General features: G+C 60.9%; 18 protein-coding genes. 10 read left to right on the forward strand and 8 right to left on the reverse strand.

Annotation, left to right across the window (positions count from 1 at the left end; genetic code table 11):
- Positions 1-82 precede the first annotated feature (82 nt).
- Positions 83-2,095, reverse strand: a complete 2,013-nt coding sequence (locus HMPREF3148_RS12140) for a glucose PTS transporter subunit IIA (protein ID WP_070509214.1) — start codon at positions 2,093-2,095, stop codon at positions 83-85.
- Between the two features lie 388 nt (positions 2,096-2,483).
- Between HMPREF3148_RS12140 and pta the strand changes: the two genes are divergently transcribed.
- From pta to HMPREF3148_RS12155, 3 genes are all read left to right on the forward strand, one after another.
- The gene (gene pta, locus HMPREF3148_RS12145; protein WP_049063812.1) at positions 2,484-3,842 is read left to right on the forward strand and encodes a phosphate acetyltransferase; all 1,359 of its coding nucleotides are present in this window, start codon (positions 2,484-2,486) and stop codon (positions 3,840-3,842) included.
- Positions 3,843-5,063: an acetate kinase gene (locus HMPREF3148_RS12150; protein ID WP_005529787.1), complete on the forward strand. Its 1,221-nt coding sequence runs from the start codon at positions 3,843-3,845 to the stop codon at positions 5,061-5,063.
- 226 nt (positions 5,064-5,289) lie between these two features.
- Positions 5,290-6,042, forward strand: coding sequence for a hypothetical protein (locus HMPREF3148_RS12155; protein ID WP_141741096.1), 753 nt, complete (start codon positions 5,290-5,292; stop codon positions 6,040-6,042).
- A gap of 320 nt (positions 6,043-6,362) precedes the next feature.
- On the opposite strand, the gene HMPREF3148_RS12160 is transcribed toward HMPREF3148_RS12155, so the two are convergent.
- The 3 genes from HMPREF3148_RS12160 to HMPREF3148_RS12170 are packed head-to-tail and all read right to left on the reverse strand — an operon-like array spanning position 6,363 to position 11,412.
- Positions 6,363-8,867 carry a serine/threonine protein kinase gene (locus HMPREF3148_RS12160; RefSeq protein ID WP_070509217.1) on the reverse strand — a complete coding sequence of 835 codons (2,505 nt, stop codon included), beginning with the start codon at positions 8,865-8,867 and terminating at the stop codon, positions 6,363-6,365.
- Entirely contained in the window at positions 8,864-9,931 is a 1,068-nt protein-coding gene (locus tag HMPREF3148_RS12165) for a glutamate ABC transporter substrate-binding protein (protein WP_049063818.1), read from the reverse strand. Before HMPREF3148_RS12165 ends, HMPREF3148_RS12160 begins: the two co-directional genes overlap by 4 nt.
- Positions 9,931-11,412, reverse strand: coding sequence for a hypothetical protein (locus tag HMPREF3148_RS12170; protein WP_236081446.1), 1,482 nt, complete (start codon positions 11,410-11,412; stop codon positions 9,931-9,933). The genes HMPREF3148_RS12165 and HMPREF3148_RS12170 overlap by 1 nt, the downstream gene beginning before the upstream one ends.
- Positions 11,413-11,495: 83 nt before the next feature.
- On the opposite strand from HMPREF3148_RS12170, the gene HMPREF3148_RS12175 reads away from it, so the two are divergent.
- From HMPREF3148_RS12175 to HMPREF3148_RS12190, 4 genes are read left to right on the forward strand one after another with little or no spacing between them, the layout of a single operon-like run.
- Entirely contained in the window at positions 11,496-12,011 is a 516-nt protein-coding gene (locus HMPREF3148_RS12175) for an NUDIX domain-containing protein (RefSeq protein WP_080969939.1), read from the forward strand.
- A gap of 30 nt (positions 12,012-12,041) precedes the next feature.
- On the forward strand, positions 12,042-13,007 hold the full coding sequence (locus HMPREF3148_RS12180) for an ABC transporter ATP-binding protein (protein ID WP_049063821.1): 966 nt from the start codon (positions 12,042-12,044) through the stop codon (positions 13,005-13,007).
- Entirely contained in the window at positions 13,007-13,777 is a 771-nt protein-coding gene (locus tag HMPREF3148_RS12185) for an ABC transporter permease (protein ID WP_005529801.1), read from the forward strand. The genes HMPREF3148_RS12180 and HMPREF3148_RS12185 overlap by 1 nt, the downstream gene beginning before the upstream one ends.
- On the forward strand, positions 13,774-14,940 hold the full coding sequence (locus HMPREF3148_RS12190) for a multidrug effflux MFS transporter (RefSeq protein WP_070509219.1): 1,167 nt from the start codon (positions 13,774-13,776) through the stop codon (positions 14,938-14,940). Before HMPREF3148_RS12185 ends, HMPREF3148_RS12190 begins: the two co-directional genes overlap by 4 nt.
- A 194-nt stretch (positions 14,941-15,134) precedes the next feature.
- On the opposite strand, the gene cls is transcribed toward HMPREF3148_RS12190, so the two are convergent.
- The 4 genes from cls to HMPREF3148_RS12210 are packed head-to-tail and all read right to left on the reverse strand — an operon-like array spanning position 15,135 to position 19,086.
- Positions 15,135-16,604 carry a cardiolipin synthase gene (cls, locus tag HMPREF3148_RS12195; RefSeq protein WP_005529805.1) on the reverse strand — a complete coding sequence of 490 codons (1,470 nt, stop codon included), beginning with the start codon at positions 16,602-16,604 and terminating at the stop codon, positions 15,135-15,137.
- 15 nt (positions 16,605-16,619) lie between these two features.
- Positions 16,620-17,429, reverse strand: coding sequence for an exodeoxyribonuclease III (locus HMPREF3148_RS12200; RefSeq protein WP_005529807.1), 810 nt, complete (start codon positions 17,427-17,429; stop codon positions 16,620-16,622).
- A gap of 3 nt (positions 17,430-17,432) precedes the next feature.
- Positions 17,433-18,443 carry an N-acetylglutamate synthase, CG3035 family gene (locus tag HMPREF3148_RS12205; RefSeq protein WP_070509220.1) on the reverse strand — a complete coding sequence of 337 codons (1,011 nt, stop codon included), beginning with the start codon at positions 18,441-18,443 and terminating at the stop codon, positions 17,433-17,435.
- 22 nt (positions 18,444-18,465) lie between these two features.
- Positions 18,466-19,086: a peptide deformylase gene (locus tag HMPREF3148_RS12210; RefSeq protein WP_005529811.1), complete on the reverse strand. Its 621-nt coding sequence runs from the start codon at positions 19,084-19,086 to the stop codon at positions 18,466-18,468.
- Here HMPREF3148_RS12210 and HMPREF3148_RS12215 point away from each other — a divergent pair.
- From HMPREF3148_RS12215 to HMPREF3148_RS12225, 3 genes are all read left to right on the forward strand, one after another.
- Complete coding sequence (locus HMPREF3148_RS12215) at positions 19,085-19,366, forward strand: DUF3263 domain-containing protein (RefSeq protein ID WP_172453817.1); 282 nt, start codon at positions 19,085-19,087, stop codon at positions 19,364-19,366. The genes HMPREF3148_RS12210 and HMPREF3148_RS12215 overlap by 2 nt on opposite strands.
- Before the next feature lie 17 nt (positions 19,367-19,383).
- Entirely contained in the window at positions 19,384-20,133 is a 750-nt protein-coding gene (locus HMPREF3148_RS12220; RefSeq protein ID WP_129720761.1) for a LytR C-terminal domain-containing protein, read from the forward strand.
- 72 nt (positions 20,134-20,205) lie between these two features.
- Positions 20,206-21,351: a glutamate--cysteine ligase gene (locus HMPREF3148_RS12225; protein ID WP_049147114.1), complete on the forward strand. Its 1,146-nt coding sequence runs from the start codon at positions 20,206-20,208 to the stop codon at positions 21,349-21,351.
- Positions 21,352-21,380: the final 29 nt, after the last annotated feature.

Genomic DNA, 21,380 nt, shown 5'->3' on the forward strand with positions numbered 1-21,380 from the left:
GGATAAGGCCCGATAGTAGTTAAGACTATCGGGCCTATAGGGCACGCGCGCCGAGGCGCGGAGCCCTAATTCAGGGTTGTTACTAGCGGGTAGCGGTGATGATGGTATCGCCAGCCGTAGCCTTCTTAATTCCGGCCGGAGTTACCTCGGCCAGTGCCTTGGTGTTGGTCACGGCCACCACGATGGTGGTGTCGTAGCCTGCGGCGCGTACGGCACCGAAATCGACGGTGGCCAGGAGCTCGCCGGCCTTGATGGTATCGCCCTTCTTGACGGCTGGGGCGAATCCCTCGCCCTTCATCTTCACGGTGTTGATGCCGATGTGGACGAGGACCTCGACGCCGGACTCGGTCTTGATGCCATAAGCGTGGCCGGTCTTCATCGCGCTGACGATTACGCCGGATACTGGGGCGTAGACCTCGTCGGAAGCGGGGATGACACCCACGCCGTCGCCCAGCGTTCCTGCGGAGAACACGGGGTCATTGATTTCGGCCATCGGAACAACTTCGCCCTCAGCGGGGGAAGTGATGACGGTCTCGGTTTCAGCGGGGGCCTCGGCAGCGGTGTCGGGGGCGGCGGCCTCGGCTGGGGCGTCGTCAAGCGCAGCAGCGCTTGCACCAGCGGCAGCGGCCTTCTGGGCGGCGCGCTCCTCTGGGGTGCGGTAGTCGGAGATGAAGACCGCGATGAAAGCAACCACGAATGCCACGGTGATGGCGATGACGTACTTGAGCATCGGGTTGAAGACGGAGATGGTCAGCAGCGAGGTAAAGACGAAGGCGTCGGTGGTGATGCCGTTGGAGCCCAGGGTAAGCAGTGCAACGGTGAGGCCGCCGGCGAAGCAGCCCACCAGCATGCGCGGGTAAATCCTCTTGTAGCGCAAGTGAATACCGTACAGGGAAGGCTCGGAGACGCCACCCAGCAGACCGGCGGCGAGAGCGGAACCAGAGGTCTGGCGCATCACGGTGTCCTTGTCGCGGATGGACAAAGCAAGCACAGCGGCGGTTGCGCCGAAGCAGGCGAAGTTCCATGCACCCATTGGGCCCTGGATGAAGTCGTAGCCCAAGGTCTGGATGTTAACCAGCATCAGGGCGTTCAGTGGCCAGTGCAGACCCAGCGGAACCAGGAATGGGTAGAGCATCGGGATAGCGAGAGCGAAGACGAATGGCACGTTGTCGTTCATCCAGGACAGGCCAGCGCCAATGCCGTTACCAGCCCACACACCGAACGGACCGATGAGGAAGGCCGTCAGCGGGATAACGATGAGCATGGTGAAGAAAGGAACGAAGACCATGTGGATGGAAGTAGGAATGATCTTCTGGAAGAAGCGGTAGACCAACGCTGCTACATAAGCCATCATCAAAGGCACGAAGACGTTGCCGCCGTAATCAGGCAGCTGCATGGTCATGCCAAAGATTGGGATGGTGCACTGTTCGGTGCCCAGGGTGTCATTGACAACGCATTGAACGGCCGGGTTCTCAGTGAGGTTGAGGAACTCCGGGGTGAGCAGCGCTGCCATGATGGCGGCCGGGACCCAAGGGTCGATGCGCAGCTTCTTGCCAGCGTTGTAAGCCACCATCAAAGGCAGGAAGTAGAAGACGGAACGCCACATGGCGTCGACGAAGAACCACGAGGCCGGCTTGTCAGGCGCGCGGAAGTCGACGATTCCGAATGCGTCGAGGATCGACGCGAACGCGATGATGAGCGAGGCGCCCAGCAGGACACCCAGAATTGGACGGAAGGAATCGGACAGGTACTCAAAGAACTCGTCCATGAAAGGGACCTTGCCCTTGGCCTTGGCGCGAGCGGCAGCCTTGATGTCCGCATCGCTTGCGCCGCCGTCCTTCATGGCGGGCAAGGCGTTGATCTCGTCGTAGACGGTGGCAACGTCGCCACCGATAACGACCTGGTAGTTCGAGTCGCCCTGGGGGACTGCGCCCAGCACCTTAGGGATGGCCTCGAGGGCCTCCTTGTTGACCTTCGAGGAGTCATTGAGCTGGAAGCGCAAGCGAGTGGCACAGTGAGTAAACGATGCAATGTTGTCTGCGCCGCCAATGCCATCGAGGATGGCCTCAGCTGCGGAGCGCGTTTGCGTCGACATGTGAGTTCCTTTCGAAATCCTGGGGCGGGTTTTGTAGCTCCTGAGGCGGCGAATGTGCCCTAAAACCACAAAAGACCCAGGGCGCTGGGGCGATGCCGCGTATGCTTACGCGACGCTCATAGCGTCCTAGGTCTTGCCCGAAGTAACAATCCTTAACTCGGAGCTTACTCCGGGTGGCTCACTGTTCCAAAAGTATGTGTCTGAACGCACAATTTTTGGGTGGCGGTGGGTGGGATTGACTCATGCAGTGTGTTTTACGTTTCACAATCGCTATTAGAAACGGCTTTATTCGGACATCTCCAGTAAAGTGAAGGCGTCACTGTGTGCCGCGTTTAGTGACTTGCGGCACACTACTCGTCTACTCTTTGAAAGAGAAAGGCTACTGAGAATGTCTGCACAGAACTCCGCACTCGTGAGTGTCATCGGCCGTGGCTTCGACGGTCTTGATGTCCCCTCGCTGGCACAAGATCTAGGCGCAACCTTCGCGCAGCTCAACGATCTGGGCACCACCCTGGATCAGATTCTGGTCACTGTTCCTGAAGGTGACGTGGTGCTCCAAGGCACGGGTGTAATGGACTTTGATGCCAAGGCCGCAGCGGCGCTCGGTATCCCGTTCGTTCTGATTACCAACGCTCCAGCACGTACTTCCGACCTTGCTCTTGCCCATGCACGCTCCGTGGGAGCTGAGGTTTTGGGCGCGTTTACCGACGTCGCTTCTGTCCCAGGTGCGCTCTCATCAGTCGGGGAGATTGCCCCGGTTATGAGCGCCGAACTTTTCCAGAAGCAGCTGCTTGACCAGGCTCGCGCAGTCGGTGCACACATCGTGCTCCCAGAGGGCGACGATGACCGCATCATTGAAGCGGCCGGCGCACTCATCGAGGGCAAGGTCGCTAAGCTGACCATCCTCGGTGATGAGGCGGACGTCGCCAAGCGGGCGGAGCGCCTCGGCGTGGATCTCGCCGGCGTAGACGTCATTGATCACCTGAACTCCCCGCTGGCGGAGGAATTCGCCGCTGACTTCGCGGAGCTACGTAAGAAGAAGGGCGTCACCCTGGAGCAGGCGCGCGAGACTATGCAGGACGTTTCCTACTTCGCCACGATGATGGTGCACAAGGGCCTGGCAGATGGCATGGTTTCCGGCGCTGCGCATACCACGGCGCACACCATCAAGCCTTCCTTCCAGATCATCAAGACCGTGCCGGGCGCTTCCGTGGTTTCCTCCATCTTCCTGATGGTCATGCGCGGACGCCTGTGGGCATTCGGTGACTGTGCGGTCAACCCGAACCCAACTGCAGAGCAGCTGGGTGAAATCGCCGTGGTTTCCGCAAAGACCGCAGCGCAGTTCGGCATCGACCCACGCGTGGCCATGTTGTCTTACTCCACCGGTACTTCGGGCTCCGGCCCGGACGTTGACCGCGCGGTGGCTGCTGTTGAGGCCGCTCGTGCGCTGGATTCCTCCGTCAAGGTGGATGGTCCGCTGCAGTTCGATGCCGCGTGCGACCCAGGCGTGGCTGCCAAGAAGGCGCCGGAGTCTCAAGTTGCTGGTCAGGCAAACGTCTTCATCTTCCCGGATCTCGAGGCGGGCAACATCGGTTACAAGACCGCCCAGCGTACCGGCGGCGCGCTGGCTGTCGGCCCGATTCTGCAGGGCCTGAACAAGCCGGTCAACGACCTTTCCCGCGGCGCTACCGTTCCGGACATCATCAACACTGTCGCCATCACGGCAATCCAGGCTGGAGTTAAGTAAATGGCATACGTACTCGTTCTCAACTCAGGTTCCTCATCGGTTAAGTTCCAGCTGGTTGACCCAGAGGGCACGGCTACCGACGCCCCGCTGGTCTCCGGCTTGGTCGAGCAGGTCGGCGAGCCGATGGGTGCCGTCACCGTCAAGACTGGTGGCGAGGAATACAAGGAAGAGCTGGAGATTCCTACCCACTCCTTCGGCCTGGAGCGGGCATTCGACATTATGCACCAGCACAACGTGGGCCCAATGGACGTGGAGGTCGTTGCCGTGGGACACCGCGTTGTCCACGGCGGACGCCTCTTCTCCGACCCGCAGCTGATCACGGACCAGATTGAGTCCATGATTGAGGACCTCATCCCGCTGGCTCCGCTGCACAACCCAGCCAACCTGGACGGCATTCGCGTGGCGCGCAAGATGCTGCCGAACATCCCGCACGTGGCGGTCTTCGATACGGCCTTCTTCAACCATATGCCGCCGGCTGCTGCGCTTTACGCCATCAACAACGAGGTGGCTTCCAAGTACGACATCCGTCGCTACGGCTTCCACGGCACCTCCCACGAGTTTGTGTCGCAGCAGGTCCCGCGCTTGTTGGATAAGGACCCGAAGCGCGTCAACCAGATCACCCTCCACCTAGGCAATGGTGCGTCTGCGGCGGCTATTCGCCACGGCCGTCCAATTGATACCTCGATGGGTCTGACCCCGTTGGCTGGTTTGGCGATGGGCACCCGTTCCGGCGATATCGACCCGGGCATTATCTTCCATCTGTCCCGCCAGGCGGGCATGTCTATCGATGAGATTGACAACCTGCTCAACAAGCAGTCTGGTGTGAAGGGCATTTCCGGCGTCAACGACTTCCGTGTGCTGCGTGAGCGCATCGAAGCCGAGGACCAGGACGCATGGCTGGCATACAACATCTACATCCACCAGCTGCGCCGCTTCATCGGCTCGTACATGATTGCGCTGGGCCGCGTGGACGCCATCACCTTCACTGCAGGCGTGGGCGAAAATGACACTGAGGTACGTCAGGATTCGCTGTTCAACCTGGGTATGTACGGCATTCACTTCGACAAGCAGGCTAACCTAGTCCGCTCGAAGGAGCCGCGCATGATTTCTGAGGCGGACTCTCCGGTCAAGGTCTTCGTGGTTCCGACCAACGAGGAGCTGGCTATCGCACAGAAGTCCGCTGAAATCGCCGATATGGCGCGTGAGGCGGGGCTGTACTAAGCCCAAAAACTCCCGCTTTACCAGTCTGTGGATAGCTCATCGCGATGAGTTATCCACAGATTTGGCCTGTTGCACCAATTCCCTCTTGCGCTCGTACTGATCCGGCTAGTGGACTATCTCTATGGAACAATTCGGGGGAGTAGTAGAAGGGCAGTCGCTGCCTTGGCATGAAAAGCAGCTGGCGCGGTGTTTGCGGGCGGGCCATAGTGCTAGGCGGGCGGTGCTCGTGGGAGTTTCGGCGGCGCGGGTGCATGGGCTGTGGGTCCTCCCGCCGCGGTGCGGCGAGGAGCCGGTGACGCTCGCTCTGCGCTCTGGCGTTATGCCACCGCGGAGAGACTGGGGCCACGGCCGAAGTTACAAGAAGATGCGTCTGCCAGATTCTATGGTCGAGAAGGTGCAGGGCGTTCGCGTCACGTCTGCTTTGCGCGCCGCGTTGGATGTCGCGCGCTTCGAAGGCTGGATTCGCGGCTTCGTGGCACTCGAATCATGGTTTCGGATGCATCCTGAACTCGATGTCGAGGCTGCCAAGGCTATGGCTATGGATTGCCTCGCAACTATGGGGCGGGTCAAAGATATCGCTGAAGCGCGTCGAGCTATATCGCTTCTTTCTGGTCAATGCGAGTCTCCCTATGAGGCATTATGCATCGCGTTATTGGTACACGCAAAGATGGGTCATTCCATCCAACAGCAAGTCTGGGTGATTCCCAGTGTTCGCGTTGATGTTCTGATTGATGGTTGGCTGGTATTGGAAATTGATGGAGCCGAGAAGTATGACGGCGCAACCTATGACTCGGATACCCGGCGGGTAATCGTGGAAGAGCGTCGCCGCGAGGTGAGATTGCAGAATGCCGGTTACACGGTATTCCGTGTGACTTCGAGTGAGCTGTTTCATCAGCCGCAGAAGTTCCTCGCAGAGCTGCGGGCAACTTGGGTGTCTGGCCGTGAGCGGGGACTGCAGCAAGTGGTGCGCCAGGCGTAGGCGCTTCCTCTCACCATTTGCAGGTAGTTGGCCTAGATGGTGAGGTCGAGCTGTAACTACTGTGACTGGCGTTGCCTGCTGGGGCTGGAGATTGCTCACCTCACCATGTGGTCCTCACCATTTGGGCTGAGGCACGACGCGAATGGCCAAATGGTGAGGTCGCGATGTGGCTAGTGGGGCCAGCATTAGTTGTTGGGGCTGGTGCTGGCTGTTGAGGTGGCGTTTGGAGCGGTTGACCTCACCATTTGGAAAGGCATCCATGGCGGAAGGCAAGGCCGCCTGGCGGGCCGCGGCGAGAGGCCGGGCGAATGGCGCGCGGCCTAGAACATCGTTACCGGGCGCACCTGGTTCGCCAGGTCCACCAGCGCATAGCGGTGCCGCGCGAAGGGGGCTTGCCGGGCCAGGGCACGCAGAGTATCGGCCAAGCCGTAGCGCAGGCCGCGCTGGGTGAAGGCGAACTCGAAGAGGTCGTTGGGGGAGGCCGCTGCATCGAGGTTGGAATCGCGCAGGAAGTTGAGGCCGGCCGAGATAACTGCCGCCTTGACCTGCAAGAAGCGGGGTTCGTTCTGCGGGATCTCCTCCAGGCGGTGGGCCGCGCGGCGGATGCGGGACTCCGTGAGATCATGGAGCACCAGCTGCAGAATTGTGGTCAGTCGCGCCATGCGATGGTGGCGCGATGCGTTGGGCACGCGGTCCAAAGTGGCCACGGCCAGCTCAATCTGCTGCTCAGCGCGCAGCTGGCGCGCCAGCCCAAACGCGGAGGACACCGTAGTCGGATTGGTGGCCCACACGATGCCGTACAAGCGCATCGAGTTGAAACGCAGGTGTGCCGGGTCATCCGTCACGTGGTCCCAGATTCCAGGCTGGTCCGCGAAAGCTTCCGCGGGGAGGTCAGCCAGCGACGTCGTGAGGTTGGCACATGCGCGAGCCACGGCGGCGTCGATAAGCGATGCTTCCTCATAACCGAGCTCCTGCAGAATCAGCTCGTTGATGGCGGCGATGGCCAGCTTCGGCGCGGGCTCGCCAGGCAGCAGGTTGAGCACATTGGAGAAGTGCACCTGGGCGGCGCGGAAGTCGTCGAGAAGCAGCACCGCGACGCCCGAATACCACTGGAAGCGCCAGTCTTTACCGAGCTTGTCCTCAATGGAGGCCAGCCACTCGCGAGCCTGGCCGGTATAACCCAGGTCGATCATCGAGCGCACCACGCCGAGCGGAATCTCCGCGGACTCCTCGTATTCTGGGGCCTGCATTGCCTGGCGCAGCGTCTCCAACGCTTCCTGCGGCTCGGTGTAGGAAGCACCTTGGAGGAGTGCGGCGCCGACGTCGGAGCGGTCAACCAGCGGGGTAGGCAAGGCGGATACCACCTCGGGCGCGGTGATGCGCACCGTGCGCTCAATGCCGTCGATGAGCTGGTCAGTGCGGAAAACCAAGTGCTTGGTGCCAAAAGTCGTACGTTGCGGCGAAAACAGCGAGTGCTGAGTGGGATGCTGGATTCCGTCGCGCAGGGCGATGACCTCGCGGAGCACACCGTAAAGCTGGTCGCGCAGCTGCGCAACGCTCTGGAAGCGCTTGGCCGGGTCAGGGTCGGTGGCGCGCTGCAGCAGGCGATAGAAGGAAAGATAGCGGCGCAGCAAAGGCTCATCGGTAGGGGAGGGAAGCCCCGGCAAGTAGACGCCGTCTTCCTGCGGAAGCGTAATGGTCAGGCAGGCCAGCGTGCGGCCGATGGTGTAAATATCCGAGGCCACCGACGGGCCAGACTTGACGATCTCGGGGGCTTGGAAACCCTTAGTTCCGTAGATATGCCCGAAAGCTCCAATACCCGAGACCGCGCCCAGGTCAATGAGCTTGACTTGGTCCTCGGTGACGATGATGTTGGAAGGCTTCAAGTCGTTGTAGACCACGCCGCGGGCGTGCAGGTAGTCCAACGCCGGCAGCAGTTCCAGGATGTAGGCGATGGCCGTGTCTACTGGGAAGAGCTGGTCCTTCTGGTCGTTGCGGCGTTGCTGGAGAGAAGGGCCGCCGACGTACTCCATGACGATGAAGCCCCCGTCGACGCGCTCGTCATCGACGAAGTTGAAAATCTTCACGATTCCCGGGTGCGTGATGTCCGCTAGGAACTCGCGCTCGACTTCGGCGGTGGCGGTTTCGTCGGCCGACTTCTCCGACTGCATGCCTTTTAGGACGACGATGCGCCCAGAGACGAAGTGGTCGTTGGCCAGGTAAATCCAGCCCAGACCGCCGTGTGCGATAACGCCCAAAATCTCGTATTGCCCGGCTACGATATCGCCCGGGGAAAGCTGCGGTGGAGCGACGTTTTCTTTGGTTGGGTCGATGAGCGCGGCAGTGGGGTTGCCCGGCACGATGAAGGGCAGGGTGGCCATTCCGTCGGCCACCTCGCGGTCGGTGCGCTTGGCGGCGCGGCGCTGGCGGAACGTATCCAAGGCTTGGCGCCGCGAGCGTTGCGAAGCATCTTCATGTTGCTCCTGCTTGCGACGATCGCGTAGTTGTCCCAGCTCCGCGATGAGAGCCGCAATGTTGTCGGGGTCGGTGTAGGTTCCTGCAACATCGGCGCCCTCGTCAGATTCGTCGTCCTCGTCAGCGAAAGGATCGAAGGCAACTGCCGAGGTTCCTACCTCGTCTTCGTCCGCAAAGGGGTCGTATGGCACCGCTTGCGTGGCAGGCTCTGCGTTATCGGCATTTAAAGCCGTGCCGGGGTTTGCCGCGTCAGTGTCAACCGCCGCACCTGTCGCGGGATCTTCTAGCGCCTCCGGCTCGAGGTGATCGAGCTCGTCCTCGCTGAAGCTATGGCCATGCGTAGGACTCATCGCTGCGCCTCCTTTGTAGCGTCGGCGTCTTTGGAGCTTTCTTCCTCCGGCAAGTAATTCGGTGCGGGCAGCGTTGGCTTTTCTAGATAGTCACCCAGCCACGTGGCAAAGAGTCTATCCCAGGTGCCGTCCTGGCGGATGCGCTCCAGCGTGGAGTTAACTTGACGCAGCAACGGCTTGGAATCGTAGAAGCTATCGGGCTTGCGCACTGCCACGCCGTAATCCTCGCTAGTGAGTGGCGCCCCCACGATGGAGGTATAGGAGTCCTGCGCCAGCATTCCAGACAATAGGGCGTCATCAGCCACCACGCCGTCGATCTGGTTGAGTTGTAGGGCCATCAAGCAATCGCCCCACGAGCGGGTCTGCAGGATGTTCGACGTGCTTGCCTCGCGACGCACCGTGTCCACGATGGTGGAGCCTTGCACTGCGCACAGCGTCTTGCCTGCGGTGTCGTCGATGGAGCGAATGCCCGAACTGCTGAGCACCAAAAGCCTGGTCTTGGTGGTCATATACGGCGCGGAGAAGGCCACCTCGCGCTGGCGCTCGGCGCTAATGGACATCGTGCGAATTACAATATCCACGCTGCGCTCGTTCAGTGCTGAGGTGCGCTCCGAGGACTCCACGAAACGGAAATCCACCTTATTTGGATCGTCAAAGATGTCGCGGGCGATTTCCCGCGCGATGTCCACCTCAAAGCCGCGGACCTCGCCGGAAGCTGTGTCGCGGTAGCTCATCAGATTGTTGGAGCGGTCTACGCCCACGATGATGCGTCCGCGCTTGTAAATATCAGGAATGCGCTCACGCGGAGTCTTGTCATCCGGCCGGTAGGTGCCAGTCACCGGCACCTTCGTGCGTGGGTGCGGCTCTATGCTGCCAGCGCTTTCCCAGATCGAGTTGTTGGGCAAAGGCGGCCCTGCCTCTGAGTTCAAGGAGGCCTGTGGGATCGCCTTCTCATCCTGTTGTGGGGCCAAGCGTTGGGGCACGCTACACGACGTCGCCCCCACCAACGCCACCGTGCACGCCGCGGTAGTAGCCAGTAGTAGTCGCCGAAACTTCGAAGTCATTAGAGGTACTCCTGGAGTCGAGGGCGGATACCCAGCCACACTGCGATGATGGCGCCGCTGGTCAGCAAGAACACCATAGTGGAAACCATGGTCATAGCGTTGAGCCCCTGCTCCAAATAGGAACGCATGGACACGCGGGCCTCACTGATCAGACCCGCCAAAGAATTATCCACGTCGTCGAAAGCGCTAGCGGCCGTTGGCGATCCATTGGGCGTGCTCACAGTGGCTTCGTAGATCGCCTTGTCATAGTCGCCGTCGGCAAGCGCATTCATGAACTCCTTGTGCGAGTCCTCCCACTCCTGCGCGGCCTGCTTGGCGGCGGGCAAAAGCGCAGGATCGTTGATGGGGATATCGTCGTCGGCAAGCGCGGCTTCGTAGTCCTCGAGGGCGTTAGAAATGGAATACAACGTCGAACTAAAACGCACCGACATGTCAGACTCCGAGGAACGCAGGACCAGCGCCAGCGTCTCAGAAGTGCGAGTCTGCTGCGCTTCAATTCGGGAAGCAGTGAGCGAATCCCACGGGCGCGAGACTGTCTCAAAGCCGTGGTAGCCAGAACTCCACGTGGCAAAGTTGGCGGCCGAAGCCCACGTGAGCGCCAAAAAGAGCAGCACGCTGGCGGTGAGGAAGCCGCGGTTGAAGCGGCGGCGCGTTAGCCGCCACAACCACCATTGCGCGATGAGGAGGAAGAAGAGTGCTGCCACCAGGCCAGAAAGCGGCACCCATTGAGGGCTGGTCAGGCGCTGCTGCTGTTCCTTGACCTTGGCGGAGGTAAGCGAAAACAGTTCGGAGGCCGCCGGCAGGATTTTGTCGCGCATCAGGGAGGATGCATTGGACATATAGGAGTTTGCCACCGCGTTGCCAGCCCTGTGGTTGGTGCGGGCCTTCTCCACGAGCGCGGTATATACGGGCAGCTCGCGCTGGATGTAGGTCACCAGCTCGCGGATGCGGGCGTCATCGCTATTGGTACCGAGGACGGACTGCGTGGCGGCCACGGAGGCCGCGTCGATGGCTTCGTTATAGCGCTCGCGGTTAGCCTCTGACTCCACGCCAGCTTGCACGAAGCCCGTGGTGGCCACGGTGTCAGCCAGCGAGAGGTTGGTATAGAGATGGTGCGCCGCATTCGACATTGGCTCTGTGGAGTTGAGCAGATCGTCCAAGGCCGCGTGGCGATTGGCGGAAGTGTTCGACATCGACAAGCCTGCGGCGGCCAACGCCACGGTGAGGATCAGCGTCACGGTAAAGAGCTTGCCTGGCGTGGTGGCGGCGAAGTGATACAGGCGGCGTACCAAGCGCGCCGGGCCGACAAAAGAGCTCATGGCCAGTTGGGTGGCGTTGCTGAAAGCAGGAGCGGCTGGCTCGGTTACTTCATCCAGCCAGTGGTCAGCAGGATGATCGTGATGATTCCTCGCCGCATCATCCGGATGCGTGGCGGCACGCTCGCCCGGACGTGCGGCGCCCTCCAACCCTGTGCCAGTCATTCCCTTAGAATAGCGCAGAATAAAGGCTCTTTGGTGATGCACGCCACCACATTTGGAGGCGGTGCAGGGCGCTGCCCCGTAGGATGGGCGGCATGACGGCGAGAGAAGAAACACACACCAGCGGGGATGGCTGGGCCGCAGGCCCAGGAGGCAGCAAGCTGTGGGGTAAGTTCGGCGCGGCTGGGCTGTTTCTTCTAGCCGGCGATAAGCTCCTTCTGCAGCACCGCGCCGAGTGGACCAACCACGGCGGAACTTGGGGAATCCCAGGCGGAGCGCGCGATTTACACGAGACCCCCGAGGAAGCCGCCTTGCGTGAGACCTGCGAGGAATGCGCCATCGCGCCTGCCGACGTCGAAGTGCTTTGCTCCTCCGTGACCTCTGGTCCCTTCCCTCCCGCGGGTGGGCTGCCGGGCAACTGGACCTACACCACGGTCATTGCGCGGACCCGCAGCGGTCAGCCGCTTGCCGTGGAAGCAAACGAGGAATCCAATGAGCTGCGCTGGGTGCCGCTAGGAGAGGTGGAAAAATTACCTCTGTTGGGGGCATTTCGGCAGGCTTTTCCGGCTCTGCTAAAACAAATCGAGGGGCTACGCAGGTAACTGCCAGAAAACTATGGCACCCTTGACAGCATGATTGAAGTTGAGGGACTGACAAAACAATATAAGTCTGTCCGTGCAGTAGATGACCTCACCTTTAAGGTGGAGCCAGGCATTGTGACCGGCTTTCTAGGTCCGAACGGTGCGGGTAAGTCGACGACCATGCGCATGATTCTAGGCCTGGATAGCCCCACGGCGGGCCAGGCCCGTATTAACGGTAAGACCTACCGCGAGCTGAAGAACCCGCTGCGGGAGGTCGGTGCGCTGCTCGACGCCAAGGCAGTGCACCCCAACCGCACCGCCGCCAACCACCTGAAGTGGATGGCACAGTCCAATGGAATCCCTACCAAGCGCGTGGAGGAGGTCCTGGGGCTGGTCGGGCTTTCCGACGTCGCCGGTAAAAAGGCCGGCGGCTTCTCTCTCGGTATGGGCCAGCGCCTCGGCTTGGCAGGTGCCCTGTTGGGTGACCCGGGAATCCTCATCCTCGACGAGCCGGTTAACGGCCTCGACCCAGAAGGCATTCGCTGGGTGCGCTCCTTGGTGCGCGCACTCGCAGCTGAGGGCCGTACCGTGCTGATTTCCTCCCATCTTCTTTCCGAGATGTCTCTGACGGCTGACCACCTCGTGGTCATTGGCCGCGGCCGCTTGGTGGCAAACCAGTCCACGTATGACTTCGTGAAGGAGCACTCACAGTCTTCCGTCATCGTGCGTTCCGACCACCTCGAGGAATTCGGCGGCGCTCTGCGCGAGGCAAACGTTTCCTTCCGCACCAGCACCGACGAAGAAGGCCGCAATACGTTCATCATCGAGGACCAAAGCACTGACTTCATCGGCCAGTTGGCGTACTCCACGGGCGTCCCGCTTAATGAGCTCAGCCTGAAACGCGCTTCCCTGGAGGATGCATTTATGCAGATGACCGGCGAAGACGTGCAGTACCATGCCAGCACCCCAGGTGCTCCGGCAACCAACCAAAACATCGCACAGGAGGAGCAGAACTAATGTTTGTTAACACCCTGCGCGCCGAGTGGACCAAGCTTTGCACTACGAAGTCCTTCTACTGGACCACCGGCCTCATTTTCATCCTGTCGATCGGTTGGGCGCTGCTTAACTCCCTCAATGCGCCCGAAGTAGATCCGGCCTTTCCCGTCAGCCCGCTCACGGCGCAGGGAATGAACTCCATCCTCTTGGCGCTGGTTATCCCGATCATCATGATTCAAGCCATCATGGTGGTTACTACTGAGTATCGCTTCGGCCTGCAATCCACCGTGTACATGTCAAACCCTAACCGCAGCATCGTGGCTTTAGTGAAGGTGCTCTTGTACGGCGTTATTGCGGCCGTAATCATGTTCTTGGCTCTGGTGCTGATCTACTTCCTCTCGGAGATGCTAGCGCCGGACTCTGTGAAGGAACTTTACGAGCCTTTCAAAGAGGATGCTGGTAAGCGTTCCCTGTGGATGTTCCCGCTGCTCAGCTTCTTGGTTACCATCTTTGTCCAAGGCCTAGGCTGGCTGCTGCGTCAGACTGCCGGCACTGTTGCGTTATCCCTCATCCTGTACCTGGGTATTGAGAACGTTGTTCGCGTCTTGCCCAAGATCGGCGACGACATCATCCACTTCATGCCTTTCTCGGCCTTCAACAGCTGGGCATCCGACTCGGTTGCTGAAAATGCGCCGTGGGATTCCTCCACGGGCAGCGCGATCGTCTTCATTGCCTGGGCTGCGATCCTGTGGATACTGGGTGTCTTCGTGCTTGAAAAACGCGACGCATGATCCCACTGCCTCTCCTGGCTACCTTGGCGCTGCTGTCTGCAACAGCGCCTTTTGCTACTGATATGTACTTGCCGGTCATGCCGGCAATTGTTTCTGACCTGGAAACTACGCGCGCAGCGGTGCAGTTAACCCTCACTGGCTTCTTCATCGGAATGGGCGTGGGGCAGCTGGTGATCGGCCCGCTTTCCGACGCCGTCGGCCGCAAGCGCCTCCTCATTCTCGGCGCGGGCGTGGCTTTGGCGGCGTCGGCAGTGGCGGCACTCGCCCCGAGCATCGCCGTCTTGATTGCCGCGCGTGCCTTCCAAGGCTTGGGCGGCGGTGCCTGCGTGGTGCTCTCGCGTGCCGTGGTGCCGGACCTGCTGACTGGCGCGGCGGCTGCGAAGGCCTATTCGCTGCTCATGGCGCTGCAGGGTATCGCGCCTGCGTTGGCACCGGTCATGGGCGGTTTCCTGGCCGAACCGATTGGCTGGCGCGGCATCTTCTGGGTGCTTACAGGCCTGCATGCATTGCAGTTCGTACTGGCGATTCTGGTCGTCCCGGAGACCGCAGGCGGCCGCCCGCATGACCATTTGGTGCGCACGGTCATCGGCAATTACCTGACCGTGATGCGCAATGGGCGTTTCTGGGGATTCTTGGTCACGGTGGCCTTTGGATTCTGTGCGATGTTTTCGTACATATCGGCCTCCTCGTTCGTCCTGCAGCAGCAGTGGGGCTTTAATGCCACGAGCTACTCGCTCGTCTTCGCGATGAACTCCCTGGGCATGTTTGCCCTGACCATCGTGAATGCGAAGGCACTTAATAAACGTGCTCCGAAGACGATGCTCAGCATCGGCGTCGGGGCAGCTTTGTTCGGCAACTGCTTGCTTTTCCTAGCTATTTTCCTCGGCGCGCCGGTGTGGCTTATGGTGTTGATTCTCTTCTGCTGCATCGCGCCGACGGGCTTCATCATGGGTAACGCTACGGCGCTGGCTACGGGGCTCATGCGCGAAAAGGCCGGTTCGGTTTCCGCGATTATCGGCTTTGTGCAGTCGATTTTGGCGGGCATGGTTAGCCCGTTGATGGGTCTGGGCAATAATCCGGCCCTCACGATGGGCATCGGCATGGTGGTCTGCTCGGCCATTGCTGTGTGCGGTGCTTTCGCGGCCCTGCGCAAGCACGCTTAGCGGCTCGCCTGCTGCCACTTTTGCAAGCACCCAGCCCCGGATACCCAGACCTGCAGGTGGCGATCGTGGTGCCGCCGAGTTGACGGATCCGCGACCTCAGGGTCTGGGTAGCTAGGGCTGGGTATTTGCGGGAACGAGAGGGAGCGGGAGGGAGGGAGCGAGAGCGGGGAGGGAAAGCGAGCCTCGTCGCGCGGCTACTGCAGCGCCGAAGTCAAGCGCATCACGTTATCAACATAGCGGCGGATAAAGCCGCGCTCGTTCCATTCCTCCAAAGTCAGCTCGTGGCTCACAGCGCGATAGTTCGACGCCAACTGGTTGAAATCCTCGAGCAAGTTGCCCTTGGCCACGAGCATGGTGGACTCGTAATTCAGGCCGAAGGAGCGCATGTCCATGTTTGAGGAGCCGAACATGCATAGCGGGTCGCGGCCGGGCTGGTCAGGGTCCGCAATGATGAACTTCGAGTGCAGCACGAAAGGCTCCGGGAACTGGAAGATACGCACGCCCGCCTCCAAAAGTGTCTGGTAATAGGAGGACTGCGCGTGGTTGACCATAAACTGGTCCGCTTTCGCCGAGACATAAAGCTCCACGTCAACGTCGCGATAGCACGCGGTGGTGACCGCCTCGAGCAAGGACTCGTCCGGTACGAAGTAAGGCGAGACCATCACCAAACGGTCTTTAGCGTGGTGCACCAAAGAGTTGAACATTCGCAGGTTCGGCTCCGTGGTGTAACCAGGACCAGACGGGATGAGCTGGAGGAAGTTGGAGTCGTCGGTGAGTGCGTCGTCGTAAGGCAACGGCTCCAGCGAGAGCGCCTCTTCCGATTCCAAGTACCAGTCCACCGCAAAGACCGCGGACAATGAAGTCACCACCGGCCCCGTGAGTTCCACCATGTAGTCCACCCAATAGCGATTCTTGGATTTATAGCTGCGCTTGATCATGTTCATCGATCCGATGAAGCCAGTGTGGCCATCAACCACCACGAGCTTGCGGTGATTGCGCAGGTCGGGGCGGCGGAAGCGGAACTTGTGCAGCTGCAGCGGCAGCATCAAGTGCCACTCGACGCCGATTTCCGTAAGCTTCTTGCCAAAGCCCCAGTAGCCCTTGTACTTGAAGCTGCCAATCTGGTCTAGGAGCAGCTTGACCTCCACGCCGCGGGCGCGGGCGCGCTTGAGCGCCTGGTAGAACACGTCGGTGACCTCGTCCCAAGACTGGATGTAAATCTCGATGTAGACGTACTTTTCCGCCTTATCCACCGCCCTAGAAATAGCCGCGATGGCTTCTGCATAATCGCTGTAAATGCCCTTGTTGTGTCCAATGAGCGCCGGGAAACCCGTCAGGTTGCGGTTGAGAGTAATCAGAGACTCGACCTCTGGGGAGAGCCGGCCGCGCGGATGGTTAGGAGTATTCGCGGTGACGTCTTCCAGCAGGTCATTGGCTTCTTGCTGGATGCGGTGCCGGCGCCTGTTGATATAAGGCGAGCCCATGAGCAGGAACAGCGGAAGGCCTACGAGCGGCAGCAACAAAATAGCCAGCAGCCACGCCGTGGAGCTGGAAGGGCGGCGGCCTTCAGGGACGAAACCGATGGCGACGATCTTGATGCCGTAATCGAGGATCAGGAAAAACAGCTGCCAGAATGACAGATCGATGTTCAGCGCCAAGTTCATGCCTGAGGAGTGCTCCTAACGCACGGAGTCGAAGTCGGGGAGGTCGTAGTCGGCCAAGAGCAAGCAGTGGTCCGAGGTCTTATCCCCGGCTCGCTCAACCATGTCTACCTGTGCGGACTGCACCGTGGCCGCCAAGGACCGCGACGCCAGTTGGAAGTCGATGCGCATACCCTCGTTCTTTTGGAAGCGCAGCGACTTGTAGTCGAAGTAGGTCCAGCGCTGCTCCTCAGTAAAGCGTCGTGTCACTTCCTCCAGGCCGGCCTCCTCGAGCATCTGGAATGCCGCGCGCTCCGGCTCGGTGACGTGAGTCTTACCGCGGAAGGCCTCGATGTCCCACACGTCTTCGTCGCGTGGGGCGATGTTGAAGTCGCCCGTAAGCAGCAGCTTCGACTGTGCGCGGGACTCCGCGTAGCGAGCCAGCGCGTAGAGGAATTGCAGCTTGTAGGCGTAGTGGCGGTCGGTGATTTCGCGGCCATTGGGCACATACAGTGACCAGATTTCCACCCCGCGAATGCGCGCACCCACCGCACGCGCCTCGAGATTCTGTGGCTTTTCTGGGTCTTTGGCAAAGCCCGGCTGGCCGGGAAAGGAGGTAAAGACCTCCTCCGGCTCCGACTTGGACACAATGGCCACGCCGTTCCACTGGTTCAGGCCATGGTGAGTTACGTGATAGCCCGCGGCCTCGAAGTCCATGACGGGGAACTTATCGTCGGCAACCTTGGTCTCCTGCAGGCACAACACGTCGATGTCGTGTTTCGCCAGCAGGTCCACCGCGCGCTGGACGCGGGTGCGGACCGAGTTGATGTTCCAAGTGGCTATGCGCATGGACTACAGGTTACCGCCTTTGCGCATGGCGTACCTATGTCGATGCTGTTCAATGAATCCGAGCTTGCCGTACATGGCCACGCCCGCGCTATTCGACGCCACCACCTGCAGGTATGCCTTTTCCGCGCCGTTGTCTTTGCCCCAGCCCAACATGTGGGAACCGAGGACGGTGCCGAGGCCGCGGCGTCGCCAAGCAGCAGCGACTTCGACGGCAGAGAATCCTAACCACACCGTACCGTCGCCAGACTCGGTGAGGGTGCCGCGGGTGATCGCGATGGTCTCGCCGCTCGGGGCGAGTAGGCGGCCAAATCTCATGGTGCCGTCGATGCGGCTGCGCAGATACTCTAGCGCCTCAGGCGGCAGTGCCTGGCCGCGGAAGTGGTAGAGGTCGAGCCACTCTTGGTCTGGCTGTGCGTCCACGCGGAAAGTGATGCCCTCTGGAAGTGGGGCGCCAGCTACGTCTCCCTCGAGTAGTCGCACCATGACGATGACCTCGGGCTCTAGCTCCCAGTTTTCTGGGGACGCTGCGATGACGCGCTCGGCAGGCTTGCCGATTCGCTCGGGAATAGCCAGGCGAGTGGGGAGATCGTGGCGGGCGTAGAACTCATCGATCTCGTCCATCGGAACCGGGGTGAAGCCCGCCGAGGGACCCAGTGGAACCGCGGAATTGGAGCGGCCAGTCACGCCGTCACCCGCGCGCATGAGCCACTGCCCATCCTTGGTCCACGTGTGTTCCTTTCCGGGGAACGCTGCGGCGGTGGCCACCTCGACGGCCCGGATGTCGGAGTTGCGGACCATGCGCGGGGACAGGCGTTTGATGATCTTCAGTTCCTCCGCCGGGATCTCCACCGCTTCCAGCGAGGAGGGATAGCCGCCCACTTCTTGGGGGCGGATGACCAGTGGATCGAGGGAGAGGACGTGGCCGATGACGTCGGTGTGCATGCCGTCGATTTCGCGCCGGGCGACGACGCGCTCGCCGACCTCGACGGCGTCAGAACGGAAGATGTAGCTCATGTCGATTAAGAGTGCGGCCTATTTACGCGCCGTGGCCGAAGGGATCTTCGTCCTCGCCCGGCATCCAGGTCCAGCCGGCCTCGGTCCACCCGTTGCGCTTGATGATCTTCTTGGCCTGGCGCTTGAAACGGCCGGTGAGCACGTCGGTGTAGACGAAACCGTCGAGGTGGCCGGTCTCGTGCTGGAGCATACGGGCGAAGAAGCCGTAGCCCTCGATGGAGATGTCATTTCCGTGTTCATCCTTGCCGGTGACGCGTGCCCAGTCGGCGCGGCCGGTGGGGAAACCCTCGCCCGGCACGGAGAGGCAGCCCTCGTCCTCGGAGCCGTCGTCGGCAGGCATGCCCTCAGGAATCTCGGAGGTTTCCAAAACCGGGTTGATAACGCAGCCCTTGCGCATGCCGGCCTTGTCGGCCGGCAGCTCGGTACCTTCGGGGCCGTCGGTGTCAGGGCAGTGGTAGACGAAGAGGCGCTTGTTGATGCCTACCTGGTTGGCAGCGAGGCCGACGCCGTGGGCGACGTCCATGGTCTCGTACATGTCCGCGATGAGCTCCTGGAGCTCCGGGGAATCGATGGGCTCAGTGACCGGTTCAGTGGGATTGTGGAGAACCGGGTCGCCGTGGATAACGATGGGGCGAATAGTCATGCCCTACAGTTTAGGCATGCACTCCTTGTCAGACCTAGACGCCGCCATCTTGGAGTTCGAATCCCACGCGCCGCGCGGTATCGGACCCAAGGAGGAAGCCATCCGCACCCAGCTGGATATCTCACCGGTGCGCTATCACCAGCGCTTGAACGTGCTTCTCGACGCCCCCGCTGCCGCCGAGGCCTATCCGGTGCTGGTGGCGCGCTTGCGGCGGGTGCGTGACCAGCGCGAAGAGGTGCGGCGCGCCGCAAGGGGGAATGCCCCAGATTTCGACAGCTAGACGCTAGAGTTACTGTTGTGACTAATGTGAATTCAGATAACTCGGCAGAATCCACCCCTACTGATGCCCCAACCGATGCATCTTCTGGTGCATCGACCGGCGCTGCTGCCGGCGGAGCAAGCGGCCTGCCACTACGCGGCCTTGCGATGGTGCTCATCGCCGTTGCAGTCATGCTCGGCATGTGGGGTCTGTACAAGTTGACCTCCGAGGACTCTAGCGATACCGCGTCTCAAACTGGTGCCTCTGAGGCCGCCACGCTTCCAGCTCCAGCAGAAGGCGAGCCGGGCGCACAGGGCGGAAAACCTGGGTCCGCGGCTCAGCAGGCTCCGGGCGAGTCTGCGCAGGTTTCCGACCCAGCCGCCGCAGGTGCGGCGGGCGAGGGGGAAAACGCAGCAGATCGAGATGGCTACGATGGAGCCCAGGGCGAGGCTGCCAAGCGCGCGCCCAAAGATATTCCGGTCAACGTCTTTAACAACTCGGGCCGCGCGGGCTATGCAGATGAGGAATCCACCAAGCTCAAGGACCGCGGCTTCAAGGTGGGCGAGGTGGGCAACCTGCCTGGCGACGTCCTCACCGTCCCGCAGACCATGGTCTTCTACCCAGCCGGTGACAAAGACGCAGAGGCACTGGCTCGCCAGACTGCAGCCGAGTTTTATGGCGCTACTGCCGTCCCAGAAGGCGCTGTTGCAGAATACCCAGCTGAGCTAGGTGAAAACTACACCAAGGGCAACGCGGTTGTAGCTGTCCTGGCAATTCCGCAGGCCTAGTGCAGCAGGAATAAGTGCAGCAATATAAAATTAAATGCCCAGTATGGTGACTGTGAAAGTTAGACTGAACGGGTGAATACTCCGGAAGAGTCCTTCGCCCGTTCTGCTGAACCCACACTGGGCGTCGAGTGGGAAGTCGCTCTCGTCGACCCCACCACGTGGGATCTCGTGCCCCGTGGCGCCGAACTGATTGAACTCGTCCACGCCGCTGCGCCTGAGATTCACTTGGAGAAGGAATTCCTCCAAAACACCGTTGAGCTCGTCACCGGCATCTGCCACACGGTTCCAGAAGCCGTGGCTGACCTTGCTTACAAGCTTTCCCACGTCCGAGCCGCCGCCGATGAGATGGGCGTTAAGTTGTGGGCTTCGGGTGGACACCCCTTCACTGATTTTCGTGAAAACCCCGTCTCCACTAAGGAGAGCTATTCCGAAATCATCAACCGCACCCAGTACTGGGGCAAGCAGATGCTGTTGTGGGGCACCCATGTCCACGTTGGCATTCGCCATGAGGATCGCGTCTGGCCCATCATCAACGCATTGATGACCAAGTACCCGCACCTGCTGGCAATTTCGGCGTGCTCCCCGGCTTGGGAGGGCCTTGACACCGGATACGCCTCCAACCGCACGATGCTCTATCAGCAGCTGCCCACCGCTGGCATGCCGTACCAGTTCCAAAGCTGGGAAGAATGGCAGTCCTACATGCGGGACCAGGCCATCTCGGGAGTGATTAACCACACCGGGTCGATGCATTTCGACATCCGCCCGGCTTCCAAGTGGGGCACCGTCGAGGTGCGCATTTCTGACGCCTCCTCCAACCTGCGCGAGCTCTCCGCCGTGGTGGCACTGACTCACTGCTTGGTTGTTCACTACGACCGCATGATTGATTGCGGCGAGGAGTTGCCGATTCTGCAGCCGTGGCACGTGGCGGAGAATAAATGGCGCGGCGCGCGCTATGGCATGGATGCCTTGGTGATTACGTCGCGCGAGACGGATGAGCGCTGGATTAAGGATGAACTGGCAGACCTCGTGGAGGAACTAACTCCGCTGGCCCGCGAGTTGGGCTGCGCTGAGGAGCTGGCCCTTATCCACGAAATTATCGATGATGGCGCAGGCTATGAGCGGCAGCGTGCCTTGTACGAAGAGACCGGCAGCTGGCAAAAGGTAGTCGAGGCGACCTGCCAGGAGATGCTGGACCGCCAGCCGTTGGAGCGCAATTAGCGCCCTTCAACGCGGGGGCGGCGCTTCGG

This window comes from Corynebacterium sp. HMSC05D08, from assembly GCF_001807215.1.
Classification (GTDB): domain Bacteria; phylum Actinomycetota; class Actinomycetes; order Mycobacteriales; family Mycobacteriaceae; genus Corynebacterium; species Corynebacterium striatum.

Coding starts and splice junctions, on each gene's coding strand:
- HMPREF3148_RS12140 (WP_070509214.1), bottom strand. CDS start 2,095: ATGTCGACGCAAACGCGCTCCGCAGCTGAGGCCATCCTCGATGGCATT.
- HMPREF3148_RS12150 (WP_005529787.1), top strand. CDS start 3,843: ATGGCATACGTACTCGTTCTCAACTCAGGTTCCTCATCGGTTAAGTTC.
- HMPREF3148_RS12200 (WP_005529807.1), bottom strand. CDS start 17,429: ATGCGCATAGCCACTTGGAACATCAACTCGGTCCGCACCCGCGTCCAG.
- HMPREF3148_RS12185 (WP_005529801.1), top strand. CDS start 13,007: ATGTTTGTTAACACCCTGCGCGCCGAGTGGACCAAGCTTTGCACTACG.
- HMPREF3148_RS12165 (WP_049063818.1), bottom strand. CDS start 9,931: ATGACTTCGAAGTTTCGGCGACTACTACTGGCTACTACCGCGGCGTGC.
- HMPREF3148_RS12170 (WP_236081446.1), bottom strand. CDS start 11,412: ATGACTGGCACAGGGTTGGAGGGCGCCGCACGTCCGGGCGAGCGTGCC.
- HMPREF3148_RS12180 (WP_049063821.1), top strand. CDS start 12,042: ATGATTGAAGTTGAGGGACTGACAAAACAATATAAGTCTGTCCGTGCA.
- HMPREF3148_RS12160 (WP_070509217.1), bottom strand. CDS start 8,867: ATGAGTCCTACGCATGGCCATAGCTTCAGCGAGGACGAGCTCGATCAC.
- HMPREF3148_RS12175 (WP_080969939.1), top strand. CDS start 11,496: ATGGGCGGCATGACGGCGAGAGAAGAAACACACACCAGCGGGGATGGC.
- HMPREF3148_RS12205 (WP_070509220.1), bottom strand. CDS start 18,443: ATGAGCTACATCTTCCGTTCTGACGCCGTCGAGGTCGGCGAGCGCGTC.
- HMPREF3148_RS12210 (WP_005529811.1), bottom strand. CDS start 19,086: ATGACTATTCGCCCCATCGTTATCCACGGCGACCCGGTTCTCCACAAT.
- pta (WP_049063812.1), top strand. CDS start 2,484: ATGTCTGCACAGAACTCCGCACTCGTGAGTGTCATCGGCCGTGGCTTC.
- HMPREF3148_RS12190 (WP_070509219.1), top strand. CDS start 13,774: ATGATCCCACTGCCTCTCCTGGCTACCTTGGCGCTGCTGTCTGCAACA.
- cls (WP_005529805.1), bottom strand. CDS start 16,604: ATGAACTTGGCGCTGAACATCGATCTGTCATTCTGGCAGCTGTTTTTC.
- HMPREF3148_RS12215 (WP_172453817.1), top strand. CDS start 19,085: ATGCCCTACAGTTTAGGCATGCACTCCTTGTCAGACCTAGACGCCGCC.